24 protein-coding genes are annotated in these 23,148 nt (G+C 34.0%); 16 read left to right on the top strand and 8 right to left on the bottom strand.

From position 1 onward, the window contains the following. Nucleotides 1–21: 21 nt before the first annotated feature. Nucleotides 22–1,566, bottom strand: coding sequence for an acyl-CoA carboxylase subunit beta (locus ACN1AG_RS07765; protein WP_367363687.1), 1,545 nt, complete (start codon nt 1,564–1,566; stop codon nt 22–24). Nucleotides 1,567–1,829: 263 nt separating this feature from the next. On the opposite strand from ACN1AG_RS07765, the gene rpe reads away from it, so the two are divergent. Beyond that, entirely contained in the window at nt 1,830–2,480 is a 651-nt protein-coding gene (gene rpe / locus ACN1AG_RS07760) for a ribulose-phosphate 3-epimerase (protein ID WP_417904952.1), read from the top strand. On the opposite strand, the gene ACN1AG_RS07755 is transcribed toward rpe, so the two are convergent. Next, a complete protein-coding gene (locus tag ACN1AG_RS07755) occupies nt 2,469–3,161 on the bottom strand; it encodes a M48 family metallopeptidase (protein ID WP_417904951.1) in 693 nt (230 codons plus the stop codon). The genes rpe and ACN1AG_RS07755 overlap by 12 nt on opposite strands. Nucleotides 3,162–3,300: 139 nt before the next feature. Here ACN1AG_RS07755 and ACN1AG_RS07750 point away from each other — a divergent pair, with 139 nt between their 5' ends. The 14 genes from ACN1AG_RS07750 (at nt 3,301) to ACN1AG_RS07685 (ending at nt 16,294) form a co-directional block, all read left to right on the top strand. Continuing rightward, nucleotides 3,301–3,462: a hypothetical protein gene (locus ACN1AG_RS07750; RefSeq protein ID WP_417904950.1), complete on the top strand. Its 162-nt coding sequence runs from the start codon at nt 3,301–3,303 to the stop codon at nt 3,460–3,462. 83 nt (nt 3,463–3,545) lie between these two features. Further along, a complete protein-coding gene (locus tag ACN1AG_RS07745) occupies nt 3,546–4,514 on the top strand; it encodes a Fic family protein (RefSeq protein WP_417904949.1) in 969 nt (322 codons plus the stop codon). A 259-nt stretch (nt 4,515–4,773) separates the two neighbouring features. Beyond that, the gene (lpdA, locus tag ACN1AG_RS07740) at nt 4,774–6,162 is read left to right on the top strand and encodes a dihydrolipoyl dehydrogenase (RefSeq protein WP_417904948.1); all 1,389 of its coding nucleotides are present in this window, start codon (nt 4,774–4,776) and stop codon (nt 6,160–6,162) included. Nucleotides 6,163–6,455: 293 nt separating this feature from the next. Beyond that, the gene (locus ACN1AG_RS07735; RefSeq protein WP_417904947.1) at nt 6,456–6,650 is read left to right on the top strand and encodes a hypothetical protein; all 195 of its coding nucleotides are present in this window, start codon (nt 6,456–6,458) and stop codon (nt 6,648–6,650) included. 349 nt (nt 6,651–6,999) lie between these two features. After that, entirely contained in the window at nt 7,000–7,563 is a 564-nt protein-coding gene (gene atpH / locus ACN1AG_RS07730; RefSeq protein WP_417904946.1) for an ATP synthase F1 subunit delta, read from the top strand. A 50-nt stretch (nt 7,564–7,613) separates the two neighbouring features. Next, entirely contained in the window at nt 7,614–9,170 is a 1,557-nt protein-coding gene (atpA, locus tag ACN1AG_RS07725) for a F0F1 ATP synthase subunit alpha (RefSeq protein ID WP_417904945.1), read from the top strand. Between the two features lie 350 nt (nt 9,171–9,520). Beyond that, a complete protein-coding gene (gene atpG, locus ACN1AG_RS07720) occupies nt 9,521–10,411 on the top strand; it encodes an ATP synthase F1 subunit gamma (RefSeq protein WP_417904944.1) in 891 nt (296 codons plus the stop codon). 21 nt (nt 10,412–10,432) lie between these two features. Further along, nucleotides 10,433–11,866 (top strand): F0F1 ATP synthase subunit beta, encoded by a 1,434-nt coding sequence (atpD, locus tag ACN1AG_RS07715; protein ID WP_417904943.1) that lies wholly within the window; start codon nt 10,433–10,435, stop codon nt 11,864–11,866. Then, complete coding sequence (gene atpC / locus ACN1AG_RS07710) at nt 11,866–12,261, top strand: ATP synthase F1 subunit epsilon (protein WP_417904942.1); 396 nt, start codon at nt 11,866–11,868, stop codon at nt 12,259–12,261. The genes atpD and atpC overlap by 1 nt, the downstream gene beginning before the upstream one ends. A 126-nt stretch (nt 12,262–12,387) precedes the next feature. Beyond that, the gene (locus ACN1AG_RS07705) at nt 12,388–12,804 is read left to right on the top strand and encodes a 6-pyruvoyl trahydropterin synthase family protein (RefSeq protein ID WP_367363698.1); all 417 of its coding nucleotides are present in this window, start codon (nt 12,388–12,390) and stop codon (nt 12,802–12,804) included. Continuing rightward, complete coding sequence (cutA, locus tag ACN1AG_RS07700) at nt 12,805–13,119, top strand: divalent-cation tolerance protein CutA (RefSeq protein ID WP_417904941.1); 315 nt, start codon at nt 12,805–12,807, stop codon at nt 13,117–13,119. Between the two features lie 159 nt (nt 13,120–13,278). After that, nucleotides 13,279–14,484 (top strand): dicarboxylate/amino acid:cation symporter, encoded by a 1,206-nt coding sequence (locus ACN1AG_RS07695; RefSeq protein ID WP_341757389.1) that lies wholly within the window; start codon nt 13,279–13,281, stop codon nt 14,482–14,484. A 298-nt stretch (nt 14,485–14,782) separates the two neighbouring features. After that, on the top strand, nt 14,783–16,087 hold the full coding sequence (locus ACN1AG_RS07690) for a citrate synthase (protein WP_417904940.1): 1,305 nt from the start codon (nt 14,783–14,785) through the stop codon (nt 16,085–16,087). Nucleotides 16,088–16,102: 15 nt separating this feature from the next. Continuing rightward, nucleotides 16,103–16,294: a type II toxin-antitoxin system Phd/YefM family antitoxin gene (locus ACN1AG_RS07685; RefSeq protein WP_417905613.1), complete on the top strand. Its 192-nt coding sequence runs from the start codon at nt 16,103–16,105 to the stop codon at nt 16,292–16,294. A 220-nt stretch (nt 16,295–16,514) separates the two neighbouring features. Here ACN1AG_RS07685 and ACN1AG_RS07680 read toward each other — a convergent pair whose 3' ends face one another. The 6 genes from ACN1AG_RS07680 to ACN1AG_RS07655 form a co-directional block, all read right to left on the bottom strand. Next, a complete protein-coding gene (locus ACN1AG_RS07680; protein WP_417904939.1) occupies nt 16,515–16,997 on the bottom strand; it encodes a hypothetical protein in 483 nt (160 codons plus the stop codon). Between the two features lie 548 nt (nt 16,998–17,545). Next, on the bottom strand, nt 17,546–18,142 hold the full coding sequence (locus ACN1AG_RS07675) for an NADH-quinone oxidoreductase subunit C (protein ID WP_417904938.1): 597 nt from the start codon (nt 18,140–18,142) through the stop codon (nt 17,546–17,548). A 7-nt stretch (nt 18,143–18,149) separates the two neighbouring features. Further along, nucleotides 18,150–18,695 (bottom strand): NuoB/complex I 20 kDa subunit family protein, encoded by a 546-nt coding sequence (locus ACN1AG_RS07670; RefSeq protein ID WP_417904937.1) that lies wholly within the window; start codon nt 18,693–18,695, stop codon nt 18,150–18,152. A 4-nt stretch (nt 18,696–18,699) separates the two neighbouring features. After that, nucleotides 18,700–19,074, bottom strand: a complete 375-nt coding sequence (locus ACN1AG_RS07665) for an NADH-quinone oxidoreductase subunit A (protein ID WP_341747807.1) — start codon at nt 19,072–19,074, stop codon at nt 18,700–18,702. After that, entirely contained in the window at nt 19,074–20,627 is a 1,554-nt protein-coding gene (locus tag ACN1AG_RS07660; RefSeq protein WP_417904936.1) for an O-antigen ligase family protein, read from the bottom strand. Before ACN1AG_RS07660 ends, ACN1AG_RS07665 begins: the two co-directional genes overlap by 1 nt. Nucleotides 20,628–20,640: 13 nt before the next feature. Beyond that, nucleotides 20,641–21,144 carry a DUF2155 domain-containing protein gene (locus ACN1AG_RS07655; RefSeq protein ID WP_417904935.1) on the bottom strand — a complete coding sequence of 168 codons (504 nt, stop codon included), beginning with the start codon at nt 21,142–21,144 and terminating at the stop codon, nt 20,641–20,643. Between the two features lie 488 nt (nt 21,145–21,632). Here ACN1AG_RS07655 and ACN1AG_RS07650 point away from each other — a divergent pair, with 488 nt between their 5' ends. After that, entirely contained in the window at nt 21,633–22,994 is a 1,362-nt protein-coding gene (locus ACN1AG_RS07650; RefSeq protein WP_417904934.1) for a peptidoglycan DD-metalloendopeptidase family protein, read from the top strand. Nucleotides 22,995–23,148: the final 154 nt, after the last annotated feature.

Genomic DNA, 23,148 nt, shown 5'->3' with positions numbered 1-23,148 from the left:
AAAATCTCGTGCTTAAGTATACTAAAGTGGTAAGTTATCATGCTTCTTCCATGGTAATTGTATTTTTTTGTTTTGAAGAAAGTTTAGTGCTTTACATATGCGCCATCTAGTATTTTGAGGCTTTATAATATCGTCTAGGTATCCTCTAGATGCTGCAGCGAAAGGAGAAGTAACAGTATCTTTATACTCTTGGATTTTTTGTTTTTTTGATTCTGGATCTTTGCATGCTTCTTTAAATATTATTTCAGCAGCTCCTTCAGCCCCAAGTACTGCAATTTCTGAGTTGAACCACGCGTAATTCATATCACCACGAAGATGTTTTGAGTTCATCACTATATAAGCTCCACCATAAGCTTTCCTAGTAATTATGGTAATTTTTGGTACAGTTGCTTCAGCGTACGCATATAACAATTTTGCTCCATGTTTAATAATTCCGTTATGCTCTTGATCAGTGCCAGGTAAAAAACCTGGTACATCAACTAGAGTTACTATTGGGATATTAAACGCATCACAAAAACGAACAAACCTTGCTGCCTTTCTTGATGCGTTAATATCCAAACAGCCAGCTAAATGTAATGGTTGATTCGCAACAAATCCTATAGGTCTTCCTTCCATATAACCAAAGCCGATTATAATGTTTCTAGCAAAATCTGGTTGCAGCTCAAAAAATTCTCCTTCATCAACAATACGCTCAATTAATTCTTTCATGTCATAAGCTTTGTTCGGAATGCTTGGGACTAAGGTGTTTAGAGACATATCAACCCGATCAGCTGGGTCTTCGGTACGACGATGTGGTAGGGGACTACGATTTGATAGAGGTAAAAAATTAAAGAACCTTCTAGTTTCTAGAAGTAGTTCTATATCATTTTTAAAAGCAAGGTCAGCAACACCACTCTTGGTAGTATGCATTTTTGCCCCGCCAAGTTGTTCTTGGCTTACTTCTTCACCTGTAACAGTTTTAACTACGTCTGGTCCTGTTACAAACATATAAGAAGTATTTTTAACCATGAATATGAAATCTGTTAAGGCGGGAGAATAAACAGCACCACCAGCACAAGGTCCCATAATTAAGGTGATTTGTGGAATAATACCGGAAGCAATTACATTGCGTTGAAATAATTCTCCATAACCACCAAGAGCGTCAACCCCTTCCTGAATTCTTGCACCCCCCGAATCATTTATGCCAATAACTGGTGCTCCTACTGCCAAAGCAGAATCGAGTATAGTGCAAATTTTTTTAGCGTGATATTCCCCAAGAGATCCACCTAACACGGTAAAATCTTGGCTATACACAAAAACCAACCTACCATTTATAGTGCCATGTCCAGTTATTATACCGTCCCCTAGGAATTTCTTGTCGTTCATGCCAAAGTTACTGCATCTATGTTCAACAAACATTCCTGTTTCTTCAAAACTCTCAGGATCTAGCAATACTTCTATCCTTTCTCTCGCAGTAAGCTTACCTTTTTTATGTTGTAAGGCGATTCTCTCTCCCCCCCCACCTTGACGGGCATTATTACGCTTTTCATCAAGTGATTCAGGAGAATTTACAATATGTTGATTCATTATGGCTATACTAGTTCATTATAAAATCATAACCTGTAGTATAATAATAAAATGTCGAAAAGATAGTAGAAATTTATTTGAATAGTTATAGAATGTAAGTAGTAAAACTTGAAGAATTTATAGGAGGGTTTTTATAACAAAGGAAAAGCAGCAGAAATTACAAAATAGTGACAGTAAATTTCAAAAACTGTCTAGTGCTTTAAAACAGAATATAGCAAGAAGAAAAAATAGCCAAAAAGTTCATATTGAGGATAAAAACAAAAGTGAAAATAATTAAGATCGCACCTTCGTTACTATCAGCAGATTTTGCTAATTTGCAAAAAGAAATCAGTTCTTTGGAAGAAGCTGGTGCTGATATGATCCATATAGACGTTATGGATGGACATTTTGTACCTAACTTAACATTTGGGTCTCCTATAATCAAAGCTTTAAGACCTCACACTACATTGCCATTTGACGTACATTTAATGATTAATAACCCAGAATATTCGATTAAAGACTATGCTAGTAGCGGAGCGGATATTATCACTATCCATCCTGAAACCACTATCCATCTTGACAGAACTTTAGGTATTATTCAAAATTTAGGGCTAAAAGCTGGGGTGGCACTACTTCCCTCTACAAGTCCAAATTCTATAGATTATATTATTGATAAAGTAGATCTAATTCTAGCAATGACCGTAAATCCCGGTTTTTCTAGCCAAAGGTTTATAGAGAATCAGCTAGAGAAAGTCAAAATTATTTCAGAAAAAATCAAAAATTTTGGTAAACCTATAATGCTTTCTGTAGATGGAGGAATAAATGATGTTACCGGTAAGAACTGTATAAAAGCTGGAGCTGATATTTTAGTATCAGGTAATTTTATTTTCCAATCAAAAGATTATAAAAAACAAATAGACTTACTAAGGCATTAAATATTGATGGAGAGTATTGCCATGTTCCTTAAGCCATAATCTAGCCAACTTATAGTCTGGATAAAGTCTTGCTACTAAATTCCAAAAACGAGGACTGTGATTCATTTCGATTATATGACACATTTCATGGACCACTAAGTATTTTAATATTTTTTTTGGAGCAAAAATAAGACGCCAATTAAAAGCAAGTACAGCCTTACTAGAGCAACTTCCCCATTTGCCCTTATTATTCATAATTTTAATTTTAGTAAAGTTTATATTATGTTCTTTCGCTAGAAGAGTAACCAGTTTTGTGGTTTCTAGTAACAACATATCTTTCAAAAACTTTACTAAAGTACTTTTGTGTTGTGAGGGTAAAGAATATATTTGAATAACATCATCCGTGATTTGTACTTTTTCATAATCTGCATCAATATTTAATAACGAATATACTTCGTCAAAGACTGTTATTGTGTTATAATCGACGGGGGGCTTGTTTAAGAATTTTTGCAAATTTTGTCTAATCCAAGATTCTTTTTCTAATAAGAATTTATATCCTGTATTAAAATTTTTATTAGGTAAAACTAATTCAGCTCCTTTGTGGTTTATTCTAATGCTAATTCGTGTGGCTTTATTACTATATCTTACTGGAATGTCAATATCAGACCCTAGTTTATCTAAAGTAATCTTCTGATGTTTCATGTTTAAAATCTAATTTAAAAATTATTACTAATATAGTATATTGATGATTATAGTTAATTAAATTTATTAAGAGTAACTTAATTATGCATACTTTATCTTTGATGATCAGTTAAACGAACAAATTGAAACTTTTGCTAAAGTGCATGACCGTAGTAAAGCCTATGTACTAAGAAAAGCTGTAGAGTTATATTTAGTCGATCAAAATGATCTTACAATTGGCAGGCAAGCTTTAGATGAGTTTTATAACGATGGTTTTAAAACTTACTCATTAAATCAAATTAAAAAGGAAAATGACTTATAGTATTCTGTTTACGGATCGTAGTAGAAAACAATTTTCCAAATTAAATTATAGCCAATGATAGTATCATATGATACTATCATTTTATGAATAACAAACCACCTTTTCAAGTAAGTAATAAAGTACTTACATTACTGCAAGATATTGCATATGAGCTTGGTATTTTATCTGGAGCTAAGCTTTCTCTGCCTGCAGTAAAACTTAGAAAAAGTAACCAAATAAAGACTATCCATTCTTCTTTAGCAATTGAAGGTAATAGTTTAAGTTTAGACCAAATAACCAATATAATTGATGGGAAACCGGTACTAGGTTCTAAAAATGATATTATTGAAGTTAACAATGCCATTAAATTATATAATAATTTACATAAACTAAATCCATTATCAATAGATTATTTACTAGAGGCACATAGATTATTGATGCAAGAGTTAATAGTTGATAATGGCTATTTTCGAGCCAGCGGAGTTGGCATATTTAAAGGCGATGAAATAACTCATATAGCTCCTAAAGCTAGTCGTGTCCCATTATTAATGGATAAATTATTTCAGTTCATAAAACAAAATAAGGATATTCCGTGGCTAATTAAAGCTTGCGTATTTCATTATGAGCTAGCATTTATCCATCCTTTCTCAGATGGTAATGGACGAATGGGTAGGTTATGGCAACAATTATTATTAATGAAAGCAGATCCAATTTTTAAATATATTCCGGTGGAGGTACTAATAAAAAACGAACAAAGTGAGTACTATAACGTTTTAGCTGAGTGTGATAAAGCAGGGGAGTCTACCTTATTCATTGAATTTATGGCAACACAGATACTAAAGACTCTGCAACTATATGTTAATAATGTAGTATCTCCAGTCAAAACTCCTAAGTCTAGGTTAGAATTTGCTAAAATAAAATTACCAAATAGTTGGTTTTCAAGGAAAGATTATATTCTATTACATAAGGATATTTCTTCTGCGTCGGCCAGTCGTGATCTAATCTTTGGTGTTAAGGAAGGTATCCTAACTTATAAAGGTATAAAAAATCAAACTTGTTATAAATTTCAGTAGCCATTTTTATTACTGTAGTTATAGTAGGTTGAATATACTAAAATACGCGAATTCGGGATAAGAATTTGTCAATTCTTATCCCGAATTCGCGTAAGACGTCATTGCAAGACCACGTGAGTGTAGTGGCAATCCGTTTCTAATCTACTTTCGTGGATTGCTTCGTCGCTACTATTAAGTAGCTCCTCGCAATGACGGATACTATTGGGTTAGTGGTAGAGAAAACATTAAAAAAGTAATGAATGAATAAGTGGATATATTAATGGAAAATTACGATCTAGCGATTATTGGTGGTGGACCAGGTGGTTACGTGGCTGCGATTAGGGCCGCACAACTAAATAAAAAAGTTGTGTTGATTGAGAAGGAGCATTTAGGGGGGGTCTGCTTAAATTGGGGTTGTATACCAACAAAAGCATTGCTTAAATCAGCTGAATTATTTCAAAAAATTAGACATGCTAAAGATTATGGTATTATAGTAGGCGAAGCAAGTTTTGACCTAAAAAAAATAGTACAGCGTTCTAGAGATATATCGACGCAGTTAACATCTGGTATTAAATCTCTGCTAAAAAAAAATAAGGTTATGATAATTGATGGCACGGCTAGGCTAGGAACAGGCAAGGTAGTAGATATCAATAATAATGGTCAAAAAATTTCGATTAAAGCAAAGGACATAATAATTGCAACAGGTGCAAGATCTAGAATCTTAGATGGATTTGAGCCGGATGGCAAGCAAATTATTACCTCCAAAGAGGCTATGGTTCTTGATAAATTACCAAAATCTATGATTATCGTTGGATCAGGAGCGATTGGTATAGAATTTGCTTCATTTTATAATGCTTTAGGAACAAATGTCACTGTAATTGAAGCACAAAATAGGATTTTACCTAGTGAAGATGAGGAGATTTCTTTAATGGCACGAAAAACCTTTGAAAAGAAAGGTATAAAAATTCATACTAATAGCAAATTGTTAAATCATAGCAAAACCCAAGACCATATTGTAGTTGAAGTTGAGATAGATGGCAAAAATTACAAGATACAAGCTGAAATTTTGCTTATAGCCGTTGGTATAGTTGGTAACACGGAAAACCTTAATTTAGAAAAAACTAATATCAAAATAGATAGAGGTCATATTATTACCAATCAGTTTATGCAAACTTCGGAAGAAGGCATTTATGCAATAGGTGATGTAACATCAGCACCATGGCTTGCCCACAAGGCAAGCCATGAAGGTATTATTGCTGCGGAAACTATAGCGGGTCTTAAGGCTCATCCTATAGAGAAACGTAATATTCCAGGCTGTACTTATTCCTCACCACAGATTGCTAGTGTAGGACTTACTGAAGAACAAGCGAAAAAAGCTGGTTACCAAGTAAAAATTGGCAGATTTCCATCTATCGCTAACGGTAAAGCCTTGGTTGATGGTTATAATGAAGGAATGATTAAAACGATTTTCGATGTAAAGACCGGAGAATTGTTAGGGGCTCATTTGATAGGTAAAGAGGTTACCGAACTAATTCAAGGTTATGTAATTGCTAGAACTATGGAAGGTACAGAGCTTGATTTAATGAATAGCATTTTTCCACATCCAACTTTATCTGAAATGATGGGAGAGGCGGTATTGCAGGCTTATGGTAGAGCTATTCATATTTAAAGAACTCGCCTTACGCGTAACCCATAGCAATTTAAAGTTGCTGGAAAGTACAGGACGTCATTGCGAGGAAGACCGTAGGTCGACGAAGCAATCTAGGAAAATGACTAGAAATGGATTGCTTCGTCGTCACTAAAGTGGCTTCTCGCAATGACGCTAGGCTGTTTTGCCTATGACTTTTAAATTACCATGGGAGTTATGCGTAAGGTGAATAATAAAAAATTTTTCTTTTTGCTACTTAGTGGTAAGCATAAATTATGTTATAAATTGTCCTAGAATTATATGAGGAAAAAGAAATGAGTAAAATGAACCGTGAAGATTATGGAATCTACCCACCAAGGAGGAAAATAAACCTTGTTATGCAGCATGGCGTGTCATTTGGTTCGGCACTTGCTATGGCTATTTCATTTAATATAAACCACTCGGTATTATGGGCAGTCGTACATGGCGTGTTTTCTTGGCTGTATGTGGCTTATTATTGTTTGATTTAGTTTTAGTATAGCTAACCCGAAAAGGTTTAAGGCATAGTAATGGTGATAGAATTGATGTCATTCCCGCGTAGGTAGCGAAATCTAATACGATCTTACAATGTCACCCCTGCGTAAGTAGGGGTGACATATACGATGAAACGATGTCATTCCTGCTTCGGTGCGGAATCTAAAGAAATAGACAGGAAGGGTGCTTTAAATATTCTAGATACCTGCCTTCGCAGGGATGACATAAAGGGAAGCAGAGACATAATGGCGGTAGGGATGACATCGTTTTGACGTTAGTACTACAACTGTAGTACTAGGGTTATAGAATTTTAATGGATATAAAAATATAAGATATAAAAACATAATGATTAACAATAAATTAGTACGTAACTATACTTCTGCTTTATTTGATAATGCATTGGCAAGTAGCTTGGAAGATAAAATATTACAGCAGATTACCATTATTAATCAATTTATCGAGGATAATTCGCAAATCAAGGCTGTTATATTTTCTCCTATAGTAAAGGATGTTGACAAATGTAAAATAATTGAGTTAATTACAGAAACCTTTAATATTGAATCTATAGTTAAGCGGTTTTTGTTAATATTACTAAGGCATTCACGTATGCCTATTTTATCAAACATAGTAGTATTATACCAACAACTACGTAATAACAGCAGAAATATTAAAATGGTAAAAGTAACTTCTTCTAAATCTTTGCAGACTAGAGAGAAAGAATGGTTAACAAAGTATTTAGCAGATGACTTTCAACAGAAGGTTGCTATAAATTTTTGCCAAAGTCAGTCAATTATTGGTGGTATTGTGGTGCAATATGATAGCATAGTTAGGGACTATTCTATTGCGGGAATGTTAGAAAAAATAACGAAAACCTTGAAAGCTACAAAGATACAGCCGAATTTGGGATAACTTGTTATCCCGAATTCGCGTGTTAAATAAATTTTATATGAGGAATAACTATGGGGTCTACCCAACAATTAAAGGCTGTCGAACTTGCTGAAATATTAAAAAAAGAAATTGCTAACATTGATCAGCTTAGCGATTTACGGGAAGTAGGGCAGGTTGTAACAGTTGGCGATGGTATAGCTAGGGTATATGGTATCGATAATGTGGAAGCTGGCGAGGTAGTTGAGTTTGCGTCAGGAGTGAAAGGGCTTGCTCTTAATCTTGAAACAGATTCTGTAAGTATTGTATTAATTGGTAGTGATCGAGAAGTCAAACAAGGTGATGCGGTAAAAAGAACAGGAAAGATTTTACAAGTACCAGTTGGTAGGTCATTGCTTGGTAGGGTCGTTGATGGTATGGCAAATCCTATTGATGGTAAAGGTGAGATTATAACTGATACATATAGGAATATAGAGGAAAAAGCTCCGGGGATAATTGTCAGAAAAAGTGTTAAAGAGCCGGTGCAAACGGGTATTAAAGTGATTGATGCCCTAATTCCTATTGGTAGAGGTCAGAGAGAGTTAATTATTGGTGATAGGCAAATAGGTAAAACCGCTATTGTTATCGATACTATTATTAACCAAAAACAAGCTCATCTTAACGGCGATGAAAAAAATAAAATTTATTGTATTTATGTAGCTATTGGTCAAAAAAGATCGACTGTTGCACAGGTAGTAAAAAGATTAGAAGACTCAGGAGCAATGGAATATACCACAGTTGTAGCAGCTACTGCCTCTGATCCTGTTGCATTACAATATGTTGCACCTTACACTGGTTGCAGTATTGGTGAGTATTTTCGTGATAATGGTATGCATGCGCTAGTTATTTACGATGATTTAAGCAAACATGCTGTTGCCTATAGACAAATCTCACTGTTACTTAGAAGACCGCCGGGACGTGAAGCTTATCCAGGAGATGTATTTTATCTACATTCTAGGTTACTTGAACGAGCAGCAAAAATGTCAGATAAAGCTGGTGGTGGATCTCTTACGGCTTTGCCAATTATTGAAACCCAAGCAGGTGATGTTTCCGCATATATTCCAACCAATATTATATCAATTACTGATGGACAGATTTTTCTAGAAAATGAGTTATTCTATAAAGGTATCAGACCGGCAGTAAATATTGGTATATCAGTGAGTAGGGTAGGATCAGCAGCACAAGTAAAATCTATGAAGCAAGTGGCAGGAAGTGTGAAACTTGAGTTAGCGCAATTTAGGGAATTAGCAGCTTTTTCTCAGTTTAGTTCAGACTTAGACGTTTCAACTAAACAACTTATTTCACATGGTACAAAGCTTAGCGAAATATTGAAGCAGGATCAATATAGCCCTTTCCCTGTTGAGGAACAAGTGGTTAGTCTTTATGCTGGGGTAAAAAATTATCTTGATAGTATTCCTGTTGAACGAATAAAAGAATTTGAGCATAGAATGCTGCAAGAAATAAAACTGAGTGAAAACGATATTTTAGTATCTATTAGAGAGCAAGGACAAATTACTGAAGAAATGGAACAAAAGTTAAAAATTTTCTTAGAAAATTTTGTGCAAAACTTTAATGCTTGTTCAGTAAGTTAATCTGAGTTCAATATAAGAATAACCTCAGTTTGATGTAATAAATTAATAGTAGGTTCAATATCATCGCCATTAGTGGTGATATCACCCCTGTTGTCATTATGTCATTCCTGCGTAAGCAGGAATCTAAAACTATATAACATACCATCTATGCTATTTTTTTAGACCCCTGCCTACGCAGGGGTGACATCCGAAGGGGCAGGGATGACACCCTAGGCTATTAAACCGATGTCTTACATACAAACTGAGGTAAGAATAATTATTCATCCCTGCGAAGGTGATGTCATCCGATGGGATGACATTGATGATATGGTAATGTTGTATCGACTTTAGGTTAAGATTAATTAGGTAGTATGTCAGGTTTAAAACAGTTAAGATCTCGTATTAAGAGCATTAAAACAACGCAAAAAATCACTAAGGCTATGCAGATAGTTTCGGCTACTAAGTTTACAAAAGCCAAAAACCAAGTTAAGGACTCAGAGGATTATATTGGGATTCTGCAGGATATAATGTCTAGCGTGGCATCTAGCAATAATTTACAGGATATGCCGATCGAACAGAAAAAATTTTTTTCGGAAGGATTATTAGACCAAGGTGACTTGAATATAAATAAGTCACATTTACTAATAGTAGTCACCTCCGAACGAGGTTTATGTGGAGCTTTTAATTTTTTACTGTCCAAGCAGGTAAAATCTGATATTGCAAATTTGGAAAATGCTGGTAAACAAGTAAGGCTTATTATTATTGGCAAAAAGGGTTATGATGCATTTAAGGGGCAATATTCCCATTATATTGATAATTATTATGAGTTTCCAAAAGCTCATAATAATAATTTGTCATTTCAGCTCAAAGAAAAACTGATGGAGATGGTAGAGGATTTTGGAATTAGCAATTGTCAAATATATTTTAACAACTGTAAAAATGCTATGATACAGATTCCAACTAAAAAGCAAATATTGCCAATTGAAAAACAGCTATGTTCAAATGAGAAATATTTGAGCTATGAATATGAAGGTGAAGGGCTTATTTTGCATATGATTCATCTTTATGTATCGGCTCAAATTAATTATGCTCTACTACAAAATAGAGCTAGCGAAGAAGGAGCTAGAATGACAGCAATGGATAATGCAACAAAAAATGCTAAGGAGCTTATTAATAAGTTAACACTAAAACTTAATAGATCTAGACAGGATCTGATTACTAAGGACTTGATAGAGATTATTGCAGGGGCAGAAGCCGTATAAAAAAATAAATTAAGGTAAAATATGACGAAAACTATTGGCAAGATTGTGCAGATTATTTCAGCTGTAGTCGATGTGCAGTTTAGTAGTGATGGTAAATTGCCAAAAATTCTCAATGCACTTGAATGCGATAATAATGGAGAGAAAGTGATACTAGAAGTATCACAGCATATAGGAGACGATATTGCTAGATGTATATCTATGGGGCCAACAGAAGGGCTAGTAAGAGGGCAAGCAGTAGCAGATACAGGAGAGACTATTAAGATACCTGTCGGTATTGGCACACTCGGACGCATAATAAATGTGGTTGGTGTACCAATTGATGAAAGAGGTAAGATTGATTCAACTGACTTTGCTTCAATTTACAAACCAGCTCCAAATTTTGTTGATCAATCAACTGAAAGAAACATTTTAGTTACAGGGATTAAAGTCATTGATCTTTTAGCTCCTTATTCAAAAGGAGGAAAAATTGGGTTGTTTGGTGGTGCTGGGGTAGGAAAGACAGTGTTAATTATGGAACTTATTAATAATATAGCAAAAGCACATGGAGGATATACGGTTTTTGCAGGAGTTGGGGAAAGGACTAGAGAAGGTAATGACCTTTATCACGAAATGATTGGCTCTGGGGTAATTGATTTAAAAAATCCCAAAAAATCTAAAGTAGCTCTTGTTTATGGGCAAATGAACGAGCCACCCGGTGCAAGAGCTAGAGTTGCTTTAACTGGTCTTACTATAGCCGAAAGTTTCAGGGATTTAGATGGAGGACAGGATGTCTTGTTTTTTGTCGATAACATTTTTCGCTTTACCCAAGCTGGTTCTGAGGTATCAGCCCTTTTAGGCAGAATACCTTCAGCAGTTGGTTATCAACCAACACTGGCAACAGATATGGGAGAGCTACAAGAGCGTATTACTTCAACAAAGCTTGGATCAATTACCTCTGTGCAGGCTATTTATGTGCCAGCAGATGACCTAACTGATCCTGCTCCTGCTGCCTCTTTTACCCATTTAGATGCGACTACCGTACTTAGTCGACAAATTGCTGAGCTTGGTATTTACCCGGCAGTAGATCCACTTGATAGTAGTTCACAATTACTAAATCCGGCAATTGTTGGAGAGAAACATTACTCGGTTGCTCGTGAGGTACAAAAAGTTTTACAGTCATATAAGTCTCTGCAAGATATAATTGCCATTCTAGGAATGGATGAGTTATCGGAAGCAGATAAATTAACCGTTACTAGGGCAAGGAAAATTCAACGCTTTTTATCTCAACCTTTCCATGTTGCCGAAGTATTTACAGGTATAGCTGGGAAATTTGTTAGTTTAGCTGATACTATTGAGGGGTTTCATGGGTTGGTTTCCGGCAAATATGACTATTTACCAGAGGCTGCTTTTTATATGGTTGGTAGCATTGATGAAGCAGTAGAGAAAGGCGAAACACTTAAAGAAAAAGTGGCATAATGAATAAAACAATTAGGGTTAAAATTGTAACGTCAGCGAATGTTGTGTTTGACATGGAAGCTCAGATGGTAACAATGCCGGGAGAATTAGGAGAATTTGAGGTTTTACCAGGTCATGAGTTATTAATTGCAAATTTAAAAGATGGATTGACAAAAATTACAGTAGATAATTCTGTATTTAAGTACTTTATCTACTCAGGGTTAGCTGAGGTCACGTGGACAAATGTAAATATAGTAACAGAGTTTGTTGTTGATACTAGCAGTTTGCAACTACATGAGATAATTAGGAAAATAGACTCTTTAACAAAAGAAATAGACGAAGAAATTGATGATACAAAAATTGATATTATTAAATTGGATATTGCTAGATATGAATCTTTGCTAGCTCATATTTAAAGAATTCCCCTTACGCATGGCATTTAAAAGTCATAGGGAATCTGAATTCGATGTAACTTGTTACATCGAATTCAGGTTACCCTAGGCTATTAAACTGATGTCTTACATCGATATTTGAGGTTAATTATGATAAAGTGTACTCGTAAAATTGAATTTGATGCAGGTCATAGAGTTGTTGGACATGAGAATAAGTGTCAATTTCTACATGGTCATCGTTATGTCCTTGAAGTTACAGCGGGATCAAGTGTTACCGATAATCTTGGTATGGTTATAGATTTTGGTCACATGAAGTCAATAATACAAAAGTGGATAGATGATAATTTTGATCATAATCTTATATTACATCAAAATGATAGAGAAATGGGAGATAGAATATGTGACTGGACTGGTCAAAAAATATATTATATGCAACAAAATCCAACCGCAGAAAATATAGCGTTATACCTAAAATTGGATATTTTACCCAAATTATTTACTAATAGTTCTTTTGTTATTACAAAAGTCAAATTATTTGAAACACCTAATTGCTTTGTTGAGGTATAAGTGGTACAAAGATGTTGTGTGATTTTAACTACGACCAATGACCGGCAGGTGGTAGACAAAATAACAACTAACTTATTGGAAGCAAATCTAGCTGCTTGCATACAAGTAGATAATATAGTCAGCTATTTTAAATGGGAAAGCAAGATTTCTTCTGTGCTAGAATATCGTATTGTGATAAAGGCTAAGTCTGATAACTACAATACAATAGAAAAGGTGATTACTGATATACATAATTATGATCTTCCGCAAATAATAAAGCTCGACATTCAAGATGGGCTGTTTAGCTATTTAAATTGGGTAACTCAAAGTATCTAATTTTAATAGAGTGTTTATTAGAACTAAGATTTACCCAATATATATAGCTAAGATAACTAACATATAGCTAAAACCTTCTTTAGGTTAGCTATAGACATTTACATGAAATCAGCAAAATAAGTTTAATCAAAACACTCTTTAATTTAATTAAGTAGAACAATGAAATTATGGAAAAAAGTTACCTTGGGATTAATCCTAGGTATAATGTTTGGTATATATTGTCCTGAATATGTATCTTATATAAAACCGGTAGGAGATATTTTTTTGCGTTTGATCAAAATGATTATTGCTCCTTTAATATTTTTTAGTTTAGTAGCAGGCATAACTAGTATGAGTGACCCTACTTCTCTTGGCAGAGTAGGAATAAAGGCTGTTGCTGCTTTTTTAGGAACTACTTTTTTTGCCACAGTTTTTGGTCTTACAGTTGCTCTTGTATTAAAGCCAGGTCATGGTGTTCATATTAACTTTGATGTTGCCTCAAATATTTCACAAGAGAAATCCTTTAATATGATTGATTTTTTTGTGAATATTGTGCCTGATAATGTCGTAGGGGCTTTTGCCAGTTCTAATGTTTTACAAATTGTATTCTTTGCAATATTTTCTGGGCTTATACTAAATAAAATGGGAGCTAGTGCTGCACCCATTAAAGATTTATTTCATAGATTATCAAAAATGGTGTTAAAAATGATCTCAATGATCATTCAACTTTCTCCATATGGTGCATTTGCTTTAACTGCTTGGGTAGTCGGTACGCAAGGCTTTGATGTAATGATTAGTTTATCAAAATTAGTTGCTGCCGTAGTGATTGCCATGATATGTCAATATGGTATTTTTGGCACGCTAATTTATGTATTTTGTCGAATGTCACCATTGCCTTTTTATAAAAAGAGTTTGGAATACCAAATACTTGCCTTCTCTACTTCTAGTAGTAAAGCAACGCTTGCTACAACTATGCAAGTTTGTCGTGAACGGCTAGGTATCTCTGAATCTAGTACTTCTTTCATATTGCCACTTGGGGCATCGATAAACATGGATGGGTTTGCTATAAATTTGGCTCTTACCACCATATTCTTTGCTCAAATGATGGGTATAGATTTAGCGGTGCATGATTATTTAGTCATTATTATTACCTCAACTCTTGGATCTATAGGTGGTGCTGGTATTCCAGGGGCCTCTTTAATAATGCTACCTATGGTTCTGTCTTCAATCCATTTACCGATTGAAGGTGTTGCTATAATTGCTGGAATTGATAGGATATTAGATATGTTACGTACCACCATTAATATTACAGGTGATGCAACAATTACCTTGATTATCGATAACAGTGAAGGTACTTTGGATAGAGATACATATAACTCGGTTTAACAAATATACCAAATGTACAAGTTTAAGTAGATATAACAGCCATAAGATGTTATTCCCGCTTCGGTGCGGAATCTAAAAAAATAGCCTAAAAGACTATTAAACATTATTAGATCCCAGCTTTCGCTGGGATGACATCGTTTTGACATTAGTACTACAACTGTAGTGCTAAATAGCGTAGTTAATAATGGGAAATGGTATTATTCCACCGAAGCAGGGGTTGATGACAATTTGGTAAAATATATAAAAAAATACATTTTTTGTATTAGTGGGCAACATAAAATATGATAAAAGAGAACATATGACAAATAATGGAATCAAAACTCTAGAAAATGTTGAATTAAAAATAGGTGATAAGTCTTTTAATTTACCAATAAAAAAAGCATCGATTGGTCAAGATGTTATTGATGTTAGCGGTATATATTCATTAACAGGCTATTTCACTTATGACCCTGGCTTTATGTCTACAGCAGCTTGTAAATCTGCAATGACGTACATAGATGGGGATCAAGGGATATTAAGATATCGAGGATATGATATTAAAACGTTAGCAGAAAAAAGTAATTTCTTAGAAGTTGCCTATTTACTGTTAAATGGTGAATTACCCACCACGAATCAGTATAAATCTTTTTCTCAGAAAGTTACTAATCACTCGCTGGTTAATGAACAGCTTAGAAGTTTATTTATGGCTTTCCGTCACTCAGCTCATCCTATGGCAATTATGTTGGCTGTGGTAGGATCTTTATCTGCATTTTATCCAAATTTTTTAAACGTAGAAGAAAATGAACGCGAGTTAGCTGCTATTAGAATGATTGCAAAAATGCCAACTATTGCAGCAATGGCATATAAATATTCAATAGGTCAGCCTTTTATATATCCTGATAATAGTTTAGATTTTACTGAAAATTTTCTCCATATGATGTTTGCGACGCCTTGTGAAAAATATAAGGTAAACCGAGTAGTAAAGAACGCCTTAGATAAAATATTTATTCTCCATGCTGACCATGAGCAAAATGCTTCCACTTCAACAGTACGTTTGGCCGGATCATCCGGTGCTAACCCGTTTGCCTGTATCAGTACTGGCATAGCGTCTTTATGGGGGCCAGCACATGGCGGAGCAAATGAGGCAGTAATTAATATGCTGAAAGAGATTGGGACAATAGATCGTATTCCACAATATATTGCAAGAGCAAAAGATAAAAATGATTCTTTCCGCTTAATGGGTTTTGGTCACCGAGTCTATAAAAGTTATGATCCAAGAGCAGTTGTACTTAGAGAGACCTGCAAAGAAGTATTAGATGAATTAGGAGAAAATAATAACCCATTACTACAAATCGCTACTGAGCTTGAAAAAATTGCTCTCAATGACCAATATTTTATAGAGCGTAAGCTTTATCCAAACGTTGATTTTTATTCTGGTATTATTTATCAAGCTATGGGGATACCATCACAGATGTTTACAGTGCTTTTTGCTATAGCAAGAACTGTTGGTTGGATGGGACAATGGAAAGAGATGCATGAAGATCCAGAACAAAAAATTAGCAGACCTCGGCAATTATATACTGGGTATGTACAAAGAGAATTTATTCCTTTTGATAAAAGATAATTATAGTAAAATCCTATATTAAAAAAGAGTCCTACGGCATTGCTGGCTAAATCTAGTGGTGAGCCTATTGCTTTATTGAATCATAATAAACCCACGGCTTATTTAGTTCCAGCTGAGCTATACGAACAAGTAGTTGAAATATTAGATGATAGAGATTTACTTAAACTTGCTGAAGAAAGACTAAAAGAAAGAAGCTATAGCAGTTGATTTAAATTGTTTATAAACTTTTATGTATACTCGGTGAACTTCAAGAATTGGCGTCGTCGTGTCTAAAGATCTCCGCTGCTCACGTACTAATGTACGCTCCGCTGCTCGACTTTGACACTCCTAGCTCTTCTTGAAGTTGACCTTCGTCTACCCAACTCTTGAAATCATAGCAGTATACATAAGTACAAGGTCTCGAAAATACTTAAAAGACCCTGAAATATTATGCATTGCCGACTTTATGTAATTCTTCATCATCTGTTATTTTAGCAGCATGCATTATAATGTTAAAATATGAGAAACAGTATTTTAATAAATAACGCTCAGTTATTATGTTAGTTACTAAAAAATTATCAAATTTATCTTTTTCAGTATTGGCAGTATGCAATATATTTTCTTGAATATAAAGCCTATTAATCAGCTTAGCTTCTAATAAAGTAGTAATTACCACCCAAGTTACGAAATAACAAACATTACCAAATATACTGTCATCGATGATTAGATTGATAGGACTATTATAATTATTTTGTTTGCTTACTGTATAAATTAATTCGCGAAGTATACGGTCATCGTATTTATTTGGTGCGTCGATAATTTTTATTATTGTAAAATTATTTTCCTTACAAAAATTGATCAAAGATTGCCTTATGAGTTCAAAACGGGCATGTGATAAATATAATAAGATAATGGCTTGTTGGTTGTTCATATGCGACCCCTTCTCTAATGTTTTAATAATTAAGAGTTTTGATCGCCAAAGATAAAATGATAAAAGAAAAATTTTTATAGGTTATACATATCTTGGCGATCGGGAAAGTTCGCAGAAACCGTCAACAGCCGGTATGGTAGCCTTTAGGCTTGAAGTTTACACCCCAAGCCTTGAACATACGCTACCACCCCCCCGATCATAATAATCAAGGAACAACATTTACGGTTGTTGTATACCGCTGTTGATAGGGGCTGCGAAACCCCAAAATAACTTTGCAGTTACTTCATTTTTAATTTTAAACTATAGTTAGCAAAAGTCAATAATAAGCTTTTAAATTACCCTCAGGGTAATTTAAAAGTCGGGCTGCAAGCCTAATAGATAAAGGAAAAAGTGCTTAATATGCACTCGATGTTATTCTTAGCAACGGCGGGAATCTAAAAAAATAAGCCTGAAAGACTATTAAGTAATATAGATTCCTGCCTTCGGTAGTGGTTAAACTTGTATCTATAACAACTAATGATTGCGATTTTTAAATTACCCTAGTTGTTTCACTTTGCCTTTTCATCTCCAGGTAATACATAACTTGGTCCTTGCCAACTTGATGAAAAATCAAATTCTCTATATGGTTGGTCGAGTTTCACTGGCTCATATACTACTTTTGCAAGAGTCTCATCATATTTAACCTGCACGTAACCCGTTAATGGGAAGTCTTTTCTGAGAGGATGGCCGACAAAATCATAATCTGTTAGAATACGACGATTATCATGACTACCACCAAAAATTACTCCAAACATATCATATGCTTCGCGTTCATACCAGCAAGCAGCACTAAATATTTTGGTAACTGAAGGGATTATGTCATGTTCTCCAGCCTCAATTTTTACTAATATACGTTTATTTAATTTAAGACTTAGTAAATTATACACTATCTCAAACCGATTAGAGCGGTTTAGGAAATCAGCAGCAAATAGATCTGTTAGCACAGTAAAACGCAAATCCTCAGATTCTTTAATTGCCGATAGAAATGGTAGTAAACTTTCTATACCAGCTTTATAGCTAATAAAATGTATATTCAAATCATTTACAGGCAAAGCAGTTATCTCAAGCTCCTGATTTTTTATTAAGTCGTCAATGATATTTTCCATTTGTTGCCTAGGGTAATTTAAAAGTCATATTTTCACCTTCTCTAAATCTAGTAGTTCTTCTAATCTTCTTTTGTAACTGCATTAAACCATAAATCAAAGCTTCAGCAGTTGGAGGGCAGCCTGGCACATATACGTCTACTGGAACAATCTGATCACAGCCGCGTACTACTGAGTATGAATAGTGATAATAACCACCACCATTGGCACAGCTTCCCATTGACAGAACCCACTTAGGTTCAGTCATTTGATCATAAACTTTTCTAAGAGCCGGAGCCATCTTATTTGTTAATGTCCCTGCAACTATCATTAAATCAGATTGACGTGGGCTTGGTCTAAACAACATGCCAAAACGATCTATATCATAGCGGCTAGAAGCAGCTTGCATCATTTCTACTGCACAACATGCAAGACCAAAAGTCATAGGCCAAAGTGAATTAGATCTAGCCCAGCCTATCAAATCATCGAGTTTAGTTATAAGGAATCCTCGGTTTGAAATTTCTTCTTCAAGGAGCTTATCTTGATCGTATTCATATAGATCTATCTTTGCTTGCATGTCATTACTCCCAGTCTAAAGCACCTTTTTTCCATTCATATACAAAACCGATAGTAAGTACCAATAAGAAAAACATCATTGAGAAGAAACCAAATTTACCAATTTGTCCAAGCGTAATAGCCCATGGCACCAAAAAAGTTATTTCTAGATCAAAAATAATAAATAAAATAGCTACTAGATAAAAACGTACATCAAATTTGCTTCTAGCATCACCAAAAGGTTCAAATCCGCATTCATAACTATCCAACTTAGCCTTATTATATTTTTGAGGAGCTAAAAGCCTTGGCAATGTAACTATTACCAACGACAAAACTGATGCTATACCAAAAAACACAGCTATAGGCAAGTATTCCTGTAAAATATTAGATGTTTCCAACATTAGTAATTATACTCCTGTGATTTTGCAAGAAGTAACTTAAACAAAATCATTGCTCCAAAAGAGCTGCAAACCCACCATATTTGCCAAATGTTAAATGAAATCATACCTATTATATAATAATTTATAAAGCAAGCATAGGCAACTGACTTATAATTTAATACATCTATACTCTTCTGCTTTGAAGAATTGGTTTCGCAAAACTGCGGGGTATTCGCGTACTCACGTACTTCATGTACGCTCCGTTCGCTCACCCCTTGTTTTACGTTCCAATTCTCCAAATCATTTGAGTATACACCTATTTTGTTATTCTCCTTCGTTCGATTTATCTTACCACTTTTAGAAGACTGCACTAAGGATATATTACTAATTTTTTGAATATATTTGTAAATTAAAGATAAAAATAGTATCAAACCTATTAAGCCCGTTTCCAATAAAATTTGCATTATATTATTATGTGGGTGTAGAGGAAGGGGAGACCACGTCCACTGGTTATAGCTAATCATTTGTTTCTCATCAATTTTAAAATTTCTTGATGAAGCAAATCCATGACCCAAAATTGGTTTATTGATAATTTGTTCGGCAACAAAGTGCCAAATAAATACACGGTGCTTAGCAGAGTCTGGTAGAAACTTGGCATAGTGATCTGAGGCATAATATGGTTGTATTTTATATGCAATTATCGGCATCAATATTGAACCAGATATCATAGCAAGGGTAAATAATTTCAAAAAAACAGATTGCAGTGATTTGGTTACTAACAGCCTATTTGTTAAAAATACTAATCCAGCTACGGTAAATGCTAAAGAGCTTGCAAGGCTATCTGAGATATAGAGCAAATAAAAAATTATCAGGTAATATATTAGTGCTAATAAATATCTATGATATGATATAATTATAGCTATAGCTACCCATGAAAGAACTGATAATAAAGAACATCCACGGTCAAGAATGAATAAAAAGAATTGACATGGAGATTTTGGTTGAAAAACAGTACGGAAAGCCTTTGTTATAATACCGTGGGATGCGTATTCTATAAAAAACAGAGCAATTGCTGCTGTTATTCCTATAATAAAGTATATTTTTATTTTAGTTACATTTATGGATAATTTGTCAATATTGCTATTTACGATAAACCCTATTAGAACAATTAAACAAACCTGTAGATAGTTAAATAAAGAGGAGGGGTAATTAGGTGAATAAAAATTTGTTATAAGACACCAAAGACAAAATAGTAATTCCAGTTTCCAATTGGATAACAAAGTTTCTTTAATAGTAGCGTATTTCAAATGAATAAAGATTTTATCTCGCAAAGCAATTGATATAGTTAATAACAACATAGGAACTGTTACTGCAGCAGAAAAACCAGAAATCAATCCAACTACTGGGAATAACATAACTAATAGGCAGATCATGGATTGTATACTCTTCTGCTTTAAAGAATTGGTTTTTGCAAATACTTGCGGGGCATTCGTGTACTCACGTACTAAATGTACGCTCCACTCACTCTCCCCTTGTTTATTGTCCCCATTCTTCAAATCATTTGAGTATATCATTACTTAAAATATCCTATAAACAATTTTTAGCAAAGATTTCATAAATAGGATGTTCAAAGGTGGAGACTGAAATACTTGACGAGATAAGCCATCCTTGGAAAATTAACATAGCATCCTCATCAATTTTATGCTCTGTAATGGTTAATAGCATGTAATTATCTTCATTATAAGGATCAAGATTTTTAATACATTTATGAAGTTTAATTTGAATATTACCAAAATATTGTGGTTCATTAGGCTTTAATACCAGCTCCTTTGATGTTGCTGTGATTTTATTTAAAGCAATAATCTTACCAATACTGCAAGTTTTTAACTTTGAATGTTCAACATTATTTTGTATATTTAGCAAATTATTAGAATTAGCAACATGCTCAGTAAAATTATTATCTTTTTCTAATTCATTACTTTCATCTGTAGTATCAAGGAATTCCATATTTTGAGCAGTATCTTCAGCTTGTCCATAAGAAGAAAGAATGCATAAAAACCCCATTATACTGGCAAATATAAGGTGCTTCATCAATTTCTGCAACATGCGAAAATAACAATTCTTTAAGTTATAATTTGGATTATGCTGAATTATACTAGCATGTAGCAAAATTGTATATATAAAATTTTGTGGTAGTGTGATTCATCGCTAGTAGTTTAACCTCAAGTATTGATGTAATAAATTAATAGTAGGCTCAAGTAATCATCGCCATTAGGGGTGATGTCACCCCTGCGAAAGCAGGGGGCTAAAGAAATAGCCTAATGGAACAGTTGAGCATTTTTAAGACCTGCCTTCGCAGAGATGACACCCTAGGCTATTAAACCGATGTCTTACATCAATACTTGAGGTTAGTTTAAAATAAGTAAAACTTTAGTAATATTTTTATTGTAATTTATTTCTCTATACTCCATATTGGTAGGATCGCTACATAAAGATCAAATAAAAACTAAAAATATTTAAATAAATTTTTGGTTAGTTATTTATTTTTTCATAAATCAATATCACTTAAGTGAACATTAATGCAAGCTATTATCCGCCTTATATTAACAAACCCGCAGATTAAGTCTAAATTTAGGGTCATTTTCTCGTACTTTTCTATATTCCTTTTTATGGGGTTTGCTACTTTTGTATCTTTATCGATCAATAAGTTCGTTAGTGATACTATGTCAATTACCATAGCAGAGCCAGAACTTGAATCTTCAGAAGAACTATCAAATGAAATCTCTCAAGTTATAACAGTCAAAAAAGGTGATACATTAAAGGCAATACTTTTACGGCAACAAATTCCAAATAATGAAATAAACCAAATCATAAAACTAGTAAAAGACAAGAATATTGAATCTTCCCTGAAGATAGGACAGCAACTTGTTTTTGATTATGAAATAAAAATTACTGAACAAGACGATGAAGATCTTGCTTCTGAGTCACGTATATTGAATAAAATAACCATAGCGTATGATAATGTTAAATCTTTAGAAATTATTAGAGAAGAGGAAAGTTTTTATGCGAAAGATGTGACCAAAGTTCTAAATAAATTAATAACCAAATCTTCTGTGGTTATTAATTCAAGTTTTATGTCGGCCTTAAAATCGTTGGGATTATCAAGTAATAGTATAATTGAGCTGATTAACTCGTATAGTTATCAGATTGATTTTCAACGTCAAATTAAAAGTGGTGATACGGTAACTGTTATAACCGAAAAATTTGTTACCAAGGAAGGTAAATTTTCTCATCATGGTAAGGTTTTATATGTATCGCTTAATTTGTCAGGTACAGAATATAATATTTTCCGGTATTCTCTAGACAATACACCCAATAATCATGATTTCTTTTCTGAAGATGGTAAAAGTGTAAAAAGAAGTTTGCTTAGAACCCCTGTTAAATTAGTTAGAATTTCTTCTCATTATGGTAATAGACATCATCCTACTTTAGGCTATACCAAAATGCACAAAGGTGTTGATTTTGCTGCTCCAACTGGTACGCCGATTTATGCTGCAGGTAATGGGGTGATAACTGAAATAGGATGGAAATCTGGCTATGGAAAATTTATACAGATCAAACATAGTCAAAATCTATCAACTGCTTATGCTCATGCTTCTAATTTTGCTAAAAATCTTAAGCCAGGAAGTATAGTTAAACAAGGCCAAGTTATTGCGTATGTTGGTAGTACTGGTAGAACTACAGGGCCACATTTGCATTATGAGGTTAAAATAGGTGGTAAGAACATAAACCCTATGCACGTTAAATCTAGTCCAGGTATAGAACTTGCTGGCAAGCAATTAGCAAAATTTAAACAATTTAAAAGTAATGTAAAGTCTTTAAGTAGTGAGCTTGATAATAAGTCAGAGATTGCTGAAAATTCAGCAACAAAATTCTTTTGAAATTTTAAGGATGTCACCACATAACTGTTGAAAGTTAGTAAATACAGCTTCTTTATACGTCATGAGCTACGAAGGCCGTAAGGTCGACGAAGCAATCCAGTAACATCATTTATCTATAGATTGTTTCCTAGATTGCTTCGCTTACGCTCGCTAA

Source organism: Candidatus Tisiphia endosymbiont of Micropterix aruncella (assembly GCF_965178575.1).
Lineage (GTDB): Bacteria > Pseudomonadota > Alphaproteobacteria > Rickettsiales > Rickettsiaceae > Tisiphia.
The sequence above is the reverse complement of the archived record's forward strand: the minus strand, read 5'-3'. Positions and strand labels throughout refer to the sequence as shown.